This window comes from Mycobacterium sp., assembly GCF_032159775.1.
Taxonomy (GTDB): domain Bacteria; phylum Actinomycetota; class Actinomycetes; order Mycobacteriales; family Mycobacteriaceae; genus Mycobacterium.
On the sequence record NZ_JAVHWK010000168.1, the window covers coordinates 1 to 6,713 of the forward strand.

The following is a 6,713-nucleotide window of genomic DNA, read 5'->3' on the forward strand; positions in this document are numbered from 1 at the left end:
ATTACACGTCGTAGTACAACGCGATCTCATACGGGTGCGGACGGATCTGGATCGGCAGAATCTCGTTCTCACGCTTGAACGAGATCCACGTCTCGATCAGGTCCTCGGTGAAAACCCCGCCCTCCGTGAGGTATTCGTGATCCTCTTCGAGGCGGTCGATCACTGCCGAGAGCGACGTCGGAGCCTGCGGAATGCTGGCCGCCTCGTCCGGCGGCAGCTCGTAGAGGTCCTTGTCGATCGGTGCCTGCGGCTCCAGCTTCTTCTTGATGCCGTCCAGACCGGCCATCATCATCGCTGCGAACGCGAGGTACGGGTTACCCGAGCTGTCCGGGCAGCGGAACTCGAGGCGCTTGGCCTTCGGGTTGTTGCCCGTGATCGGGATGCGCACACACGCCGAGCGGTTGCGCTGGCTGTACACCAGGTTGATCGGCGCCTCGTAGCCAGGCACCAGACGCTTGTACGAGTTCACCGTCGGGTTGGTGAACGCCAGCAGCGACGGCGCGTGGTGCAGGATGCCGCCGATGTAGTGGCGAGCCGTATCTGACAGCCCGGCGTAGCCGGACTCGTCGTGGAACAGCGGGTTGCCGTCCTTCCACAGCGACTGGTGGGCATGCATGCCCGAGCCGTTGTCGCCGAACAGCGGCTTCGGCATGAACGTCACGGTCTTGCCTGCCTGCCATGCCGTGTTCTTGATGATGTACTTGAACAGCACCAGGTCATCGGCCGCGTGCAGCAGCGTGTTGAACTTGTAGTTGATCTCCGCCTGCCCCGCGGTGCCCACCTCGTGGTGGCCGCGCTCCAGCGTGAAGCCCGCGTTCTGCAGGTTGGTGCACATCTGGTCGCGCAGGTCGACAAAGTGGTCGTAGGGCGCGACGGGGAAGTAGCCGCCCTTCGGGCGAACCTTGTAGCCGCGGTTGGGGCTGCCGTCGGACTCGAACGGCTCACCGGTGTTCCACCAGCCCGCCTCGGAGTCGATCTCGTAGAACGTGCCGTTCATCTGCGAGTCGAAGGCGACCGAGTCGAAGATGTAGAACTCCGCCTCAGCCCCGAAGTACGCGGTGTCGGCGATGCCGGTGCTGGCCAAGTAGTTCTCCGCCTTGCGGGCCACGTTGCGCGGATCGCGCGAGTACGCCTCACGGGTGAACGGGTCGTGCACGAAGAAGTTGAGGTTCAGCGTCTTCGCCTCGCGGAACGGGTCGATACGCGCCGTCGCCGGATCGGGCAGCAGCATCATGTCCGACTCGTGGATGGACTGGAAGCCGCGCACCGACGAGCCGTCGAAGGCCAATCCGTCCTCGAAAACGCTTTCGTCGAACGCCGAGGCCGGGATCGAGAAGTGCTGGACGACACCGGGCAGATCGCAGAACCGGATGTCGACATAGGCGACGTCCTCGTCCTTGATCTGCTTCATGATGTCGTCGGCGGTCTTATCTGCCACTGAAGACTCTCCTTATTTCTGTGTTAACCCGGGGCATGACGCTATGGACACGATGTTGCACGGCAGTCAACCGTATGTTGCGCCGAAGTTACGCAATTCCTCCAGACCTATGCTGGAACCATGCCTTCCAGCTTCGGTTCCTGGCTGTCCGGACCGCCGCCCGTCGGGCCGGAACCGACCGACCAGCGACCTAATGATTATCCAGGTCAGCGGCTGGGTCTACCCCCCAGCGGTCCTCAATCTCTTGCCCGGATGGGCACGCGCATCGGAGCCCTGTCCATCGACTGGCTGATCGGCTACGGGTTGGCGGCTCTGGCCATGACGTTCGGCTGGTTCGGTGTGCAGGCACTATCCACCGCCGTGCTGGTCATCTGGTTCGTGCTGGGTGCGGTTTCGGTGCGGCTTTTCGGGTTCACTCCAGGCCAGTACGCGCTCGGCCTGACCGTGGTGCCCGTCGACAACCGGCTCCATGTCGGCTTCGGGCGCGCGGTGGTCCGCGGTCTGCTGATCGCGTTGGTGATCCCGCCGCTGTTCACCGACACCGATCTGCGCGGCCTGCACGACCGGCTGACCCACACCGCGGTGGTGCGACGCTAGCTAGCGCCTGCGGACGGTCCGCTGCATGCCGCGCATCTTCCCCGCGTTCGGCATCGGGCCCTTGGGCATCGCCGCCGGGCCGACCTTCGAACCGAGCGCGCCCAGCCGCGACTCCAGCGAGTCCATCTGCTTGACGGTGATGTTGGCAGGCAGCTTGTTCAGGTGGCGTTCCAACCTCGCCAGCGGCACCTCGTCGGCGCCGTTGCCGATCACAACGTCGTAGATCGGGACGTCACCGACCAGCCGTGCGGTGCGCTTCTTCTCTTGTGCCAGTAGTGGTTTGACCCGCGCCGCCGAGCCTTCGCCGACGAAGATCACGCCCGGCCTGCCGATGACCCGGTGCACCGCATCCAGATGGCCGGTGGCCGCGACACCCGGGGTGACGCGCCACTTGCCGCGCAGGTTGTCCAGTGCCCACGCCGCCGCGCCCGCCTGGCCCTCGGCCTTGTGATAAACCGATTTCTGTGCCCGCCGGGCGAAGATGATGAACGCCACCAACGCGCCGAGCACCACTCCAAGCGGGATCAGCGTGAACATCGTGATGCCGCCCGCGAACACTCCTGCCACCACCGAGGCCGCCACGATCAGCACGAACGCGCCGATCATGTAGGGCAGTAGGCGGTTGTCCTCCTTGCGCTGGATCTGAAACGCCTGCCACAGCTGACTGCGGCGCTGCTTGGAAGCGGCCTTGCGGGTGGCCTTGGCCTCGGCCTTTGCGGCCTTCACTTCAGCCTTGTTGCGGGTGGTCTTCGCCATTGCTTCAGGATACGGGTGGGTGCGAGACCCTTGAGCCCGCTGCCTGCGAATAGAGGCGACCGGCCCGATACGACGACCGCACCAGCGGGCCCGCCAGCACCCCGGCAAACCCGAGACCCTCCGCGAAGGCCGCGTGCTCGACGAACTCGTCGGGATGAACCCAGCGCTCCACCGGGTGATGACGCGCCGACGGCCGCAGGTACTGCGTGATCGTGACGATGTCGCAGCCCGCCTCGACCAGATCCGTGAGCGCCGTTCGGACCTCGTCCGTCGTCTCGCCCATACCGAGAATCAAGTTGCTCTTGGTGACCAGCCCGTAGTCCCGCGCGGCGGTGATCACCGCCAGGCTGCGGTCGTATCGGAATGCAGGCCGGATCCGCTTGAAAATCCGGGGCACGGTTTCGACGTTGTGCGCCAACACTTCCGGCCGTGACTCGAAGACCTGATCGAGCAGGGCGGGCTCACCGTTGAAGTCGGGGATCAGCAGTTCCACGCCGGTTTCGGGGTTGAGCTTCTTGATGTGGCGCACCGTCTCGGCGTACAGCCACGCGCCGCCGTCGGGCAGATCGTCTCGGGCGACGCCCGTGACGGTCGCGTATCGCAGGCCCATGGTGGCGACACTCTCGGCGACCCGGCGCGGCTCGTCGCGGTCCAGTTCTGCCGGCTTGCCGGTGTCGATCTGGCAGAAGTCGCAGCGACGGGTGCACTGCTCGCCGCCGATCAGGAATGTCGCCTCCCGGTCCTCCCAGCACTCGTAGATGTTGGGGCAACCGGCTTCCTCGCAGACAGTGTGCAGACCCTCACGGCGGACCAAATTCTTCAGCTGCGTGTACTCGGGGCCCGTCTTCATCCGGGTCTTGATCCATGGCGGCTTGCGCTCGATCGGAGTCTGCGCGTTGCGGACTTCGAGACGCAGAAGCTTCCTACCTTCCGGAGCCGCGCTGGCGGCGACATTGGATCCCGGCGCGACTGTCACGAGGTCAACGCTACCCGCAGCCGGCCGTCCAGCGCGTCGCACACGGCGGCCGTGACGCGGTCGGCGACGTCGTCGACGCCGACGTGACGGCCCAGTTCTGCCGTCAGCGAAGTGACCCCGGCGTCGGCGATGCCGCACGGCACGATCGCAGAGAACGCACTCAGGTCGCAGTCGCAGTTCAGCGCGAACCCATGCAGTGTGGTCGCCCGCGATACCCGGACCCCGATCGCGCCGACCTTGCGGGCCGGGCCCCTGTCGTCAGCAGGCACCCACACGCCCGACCGGCCTGCGACGCGCACGGTTTCCAATCCGAGGTCGGCGCACACATGGATCAACGACTCTTCAAGGCGCCGAACGAAATTCACCACGTCAAGTGGTTCGGCCAGGCCGATAATCGGATAGCCGACCAGCTGACCGGGGCCGTGCCAGGTGATCTTGCCGCCCCGATCGGTGTCGATCACGGGAATATCGGAGGCGGACGCACTGGGTCTTTCGCTGGGCAACGTGCGTCGCCCCGCGGTGAAGACCGCCGGGTGCTCGAGCAGCAGCAGCGTGTCGGGTCCGCCCGCGACCCTCGCGTCGGCCAACTCCCGCTGCAACGTCCAGGCGTCCTGATAGTCGACGATGCCCAACGGCCGAACGTCGATCGGTGCTGTCGCCGACCGGATGGAACTCACGATTCGACGGTACTCGTGACGTAGGCCAATGCCTCGCCGACGGTGTTGTGCCGGAACTCGTAGCCCGCGGCCTCCAGCGCCGCGGGAATCGCGCGTTGTCCGCCGAGCAGCCCTTCCTCGGCGAACTCGCCCAGCACTGTCTTGAGCGCAAAGCCCGGAACCAGCAGGGGTGTCGGTCGGTTCAGCGCACGACCCATCGCCGTCGTGAACTCGGAGTTGGTCACCGGGGCAGGCCCGGTGAAGTTCACCGGGCCCGACAGCTCGTCGGCGAAGATCGCGAACAGCAGTGCGCGCACCTGGTCTTCGAGGCTGATCCACGGCATGTACTGGCGGCCGCTGCCGAGCCGGGCGCCGAGGCCCAGCGAGAACAGCGGTCGCAGCCGGCTGAGCATCCCGCCGCGCGGCGACAGCACCAACCCGGTGCGGGCCAACACGACACGCACACCCGCATGCTGCGCAGGCGCCGTCGCCGCCTCCCAGTCGCGGCACAGCTGGGCCAGGAACCCACGCCCCGACGGAGCGGTCTCGTCGGCGATCCGGTTACCGGTGTCGCCGTAGTAACCGACGGCGCTGGCGTTGATCAGCACACCGACGCCCGCATCGGCGACCGCTGCCGACAGCACGTCGGTGGGGTCGATCCGGCTGTCGCGCAGGGTCTGCTTGAAGGCGCCCGACCACCGTTTGGCGCCGACGCTGACGCCGCACATGTTGACCGCGGCGTCCACCCCGCGCAGCGCGTTGGCATCGAACTCGCCGGTGTCCGGATTCCAGAACAACTCGTCGGAGTTCGACGGTGCCCGCCGGACGATGCGCACCACCCGGTGGTCGTTGACCCTCAGTGCGTAGACCAGCGCCGAGCCGATCAGCCCTGAGGACCCCGCAATCGCAACGGTGGCCACGTGTTTCTACAGCCCCAGATCTGCCTCGAACGCGCCCTCTTCGAGCCTGCGCTTGATGGTGGTCAGGAAGCGACCAGCGTCCGCGCCGTCGACGAGCCGGTGGTCATACGTCAGCGGCAGATAGCAGATCGAGCGCACGCCGATCGACTCGTTGCCGGTCTGGTCGACCACCACGCGGGGGCGCTTGACGATCGCACCGGTGCCCAGCATCGCCGCTTGCGGCGGTACCAGGATCGGGGTGTCGAACAGCGCACCCTGGCTGCCGATGTTGGTGATCGTGAAGGTGCCGCCGGACAACTCGTCGGGTTTGAGGTTGCCCGACCGCGCGCGCGCCGCGATGTCGGCGATGGCCCGCGCCAAGCCTCCCAGCGACAGGTCGCCGGCGTTGTGGATCACCGGCGACAGCAGGCCCTGTTCGGTATCCACCGCGAAACCGAGGTGCTCGGCGTCGTAGTAGGTGATCTCCTTGGTGTCCTCGTTGTAGCTGGCGTTCACGTTCGGATGCGCCTTGAGCGCGTCGACGACCGCCACGGCGAAGAACGGCAGGAACGTCAGGTTGACGCCCTCGCGCTCGGCGAAGCTCGCCTTGGCCCGTGCCCGCAGCGCCACGATCTTGGTCAGATCGACCTCGTGGGTCTGCGTCAACTGCGCTGTGGTCTGCAGGGATTCACGCGTCTTCTTGGCCGTGATCTGGCGGATCCGGTTGGCCTTCTGCGTCGTCCCACGCAGGTGCGCGAGCGCGGGGGCGGGAGTCGCAGCGGCCTTGGCGGGCGCCGCGGCCGAGGCCGCAGGAGCTGCCGGTGCCGCGGCGGGTGGGGCCTTCTTGGCCTCCGCTGCCGCCAGCACGTCCTGCTTGCGGATGCGGCCGCCGACGCCGGTGCCCTTGACCGATGCGAGGTCGATGCCGTTCTCCACGGCCAACTTTCGGACCAGCGGGGTGACGTACGGGCTGCCGTCGCTGCCAGCGGAATCCGATGGTGCCTCAGCGGCAGGTGCCGCAGGTTCGGGCTTGGGTTCCGGCTTCGGCTCGGGCTTCGGCTCGGGTTTGGGCTCGGGCTTGGGTTCCGGCTTCGGCTCGGACTTGGGTTCCGGCTTCGGCTCGGACTTGGGTTCGGGTTTCGGTTCCGGCTTGGGCTCGGGCTTCGGTTCGGGCTTGGCCGCCGGGGCCGAGCCCGCCGCGCCGATCTTGGCCAGTTCGCCGCCGACCGCGACGGTGTCGTCCTCATCGGCGGTGATCGACACCAACGTGCCTGCCACCGGTGACGGGATCTCGGTATCGACCTTGTCGGTGGATACCTCGACCAGTGGTTCGTCGACCTCGACGCTGTCGCCGACCTTCTTCAGCCAGCGCGTCACGGTGCCCTCGGTGA

At 66.8% G+C, this 6,713-nt stretch carries 7 protein-coding genes; 1 reads left to right on the forward strand and 6 read right to left on the reverse strand.

Going from position 1 to position 6,713, the window contains the following annotated elements; translation table 11 throughout:
- Position 1: 1 nt before the first annotated feature.
- Positions 2–1,438 carry a type I glutamate--ammonia ligase gene (glnA, locus tag QOJ24_RS22435; protein ID WP_526265276.1) on the reverse strand — a complete coding sequence of 479 codons (1,437 nt, stop codon included), beginning with the start codon at positions 1,436–1,438 and terminating at the stop codon, positions 2–4.
- A 120-nt stretch (positions 1,439–1,558) separates the two neighbouring features.
- Here glnA and QOJ24_RS22440 point away from each other — a divergent pair, with 120 nt between their 5' ends.
- The gene (locus QOJ24_RS22440) at positions 1,559–2,035 is read left to right on the forward strand and encodes an RDD family protein (RefSeq protein ID WP_526265278.1); all 477 of its coding nucleotides are present in this window, start codon (positions 1,559–1,561) and stop codon (positions 2,033–2,035) included.
- On the opposite strand, the gene QOJ24_RS22445 is transcribed toward QOJ24_RS22440, so the two are convergent.
- The 5 genes from QOJ24_RS22445 to sucB form a co-directional block, all read right to left on the reverse strand.
- A complete protein-coding gene (locus QOJ24_RS22445) occupies positions 2,036–2,791 on the reverse strand; it encodes a DUF4191 family protein (protein ID WP_526265279.1) in 756 nt (251 codons plus the stop codon).
- Between the two features lie 4 nt (positions 2,792–2,795).
- Positions 2,796–3,767: a lipoyl synthase gene (gene lipA / locus QOJ24_RS22450; protein WP_526265281.1), complete on the reverse strand. Its 972-nt coding sequence runs from the start codon at positions 3,765–3,767 to the stop codon at positions 2,796–2,798.
- A complete protein-coding gene (lipB, locus tag QOJ24_RS22455; protein WP_526265287.1) occupies positions 3,764–4,447 on the reverse strand; it encodes a lipoyl(octanoyl) transferase LipB in 684 nt (227 codons plus the stop codon). Before lipB ends, lipA begins: the two co-directional genes overlap by 4 nt.
- The gene (locus tag QOJ24_RS22460; protein ID WP_526265283.1) at positions 4,441–5,343 is read right to left on the reverse strand and encodes a TIGR01777 family oxidoreductase; all 903 of its coding nucleotides are present in this window, start codon (positions 5,341–5,343) and stop codon (positions 4,441–4,443) included. Before QOJ24_RS22460 ends, lipB begins: the two co-directional genes overlap by 7 nt.
- Positions 5,344–5,349: 6 nt before the next feature.
- The coding region (gene sucB / locus QOJ24_RS22465) for a 2-oxoglutarate dehydrogenase, E2 component, dihydrolipoamide succinyltransferase (protein ID WP_526265285.1) at positions 5,350–6,713 on the reverse strand (1,364 nt) is incomplete at its 5' end.

Coding starts and splice junctions, on each gene's coding strand:
- QOJ24_RS22440 (WP_526265278.1), top strand. CDS start 1,559: ATGCCTTCCAGCTTCGGTTCCTGGCTGTCCGGACCGCCGCCCGTCGGG.
- QOJ24_RS22445 (WP_526265279.1), bottom strand. CDS start 2,791: ATGGCGAAGACCACCCGCAACAAGGCTGAAGTGAAGGCCGCAAAGGCC.